Annotated in this window: 1 protein-coding gene; it reads left to right on the top strand. The window is 37.1% G+C overall.

The annotated features are described in order from the left end of the window. Positions 1 to 510 (top strand): hypothetical protein (locus J5V48_RS09860; RefSeq protein ID WP_219938487.1); only part of this gene is annotated, 510 nt, incomplete at both ends.

The raw sequence follows: 510 nt of genomic DNA, 5'->3' as shown, positions 1-510 counted from the left end.
AAACACCTCTTTAACCTCAGTTCTCTCTAAAGAGAATATCTGCTGTATAGCTAGAGCAAAGAAGGCTCTAGTTAGACAAAGAAAGTTTGATGTAGCTGATTACACTTTAACAGCACTCAATCTCATGTGCTCACCTACTAAAAGCTCAGAGTTAACCCTTAAGTCAATTGCAGATGCCTACAATAAAGCATCAGACAATGAATCTATGACGGTTAAGTGTATTCACAAGCAGCTACAGCAGGAAACAACACTAGAAACAGTTAAAGAGCTTTGTCAGCAGTTATTAACACTGTTTAAATCAAAGTCTTTAAACCTAAAGTTAAAAGAGAATCTGCCTGCTGATTTAAAGGCTCTATTAAAACGCCTTAAGGTTAATGACATCATTCTCATTGATGGTACAGAGATTGACTTACAGTACTCATGTGCTGATAACTTTAGTTGCAAAAGCAAAGGTCGACCTAGAGATGATGGCTCATTACCAAGACCTGGTATTAAGTTACATGTTGCCTT

The organism is Succinivibrio faecicola (assembly GCF_019448115.1).
GTDB lineage: Bacteria > Pseudomonadota > Gammaproteobacteria > Enterobacterales > Succinivibrionaceae > Succinivibrio > Succinivibrio faecicola.
This window is presented reverse-complemented; position numbering and strand designations above follow the sequence as displayed.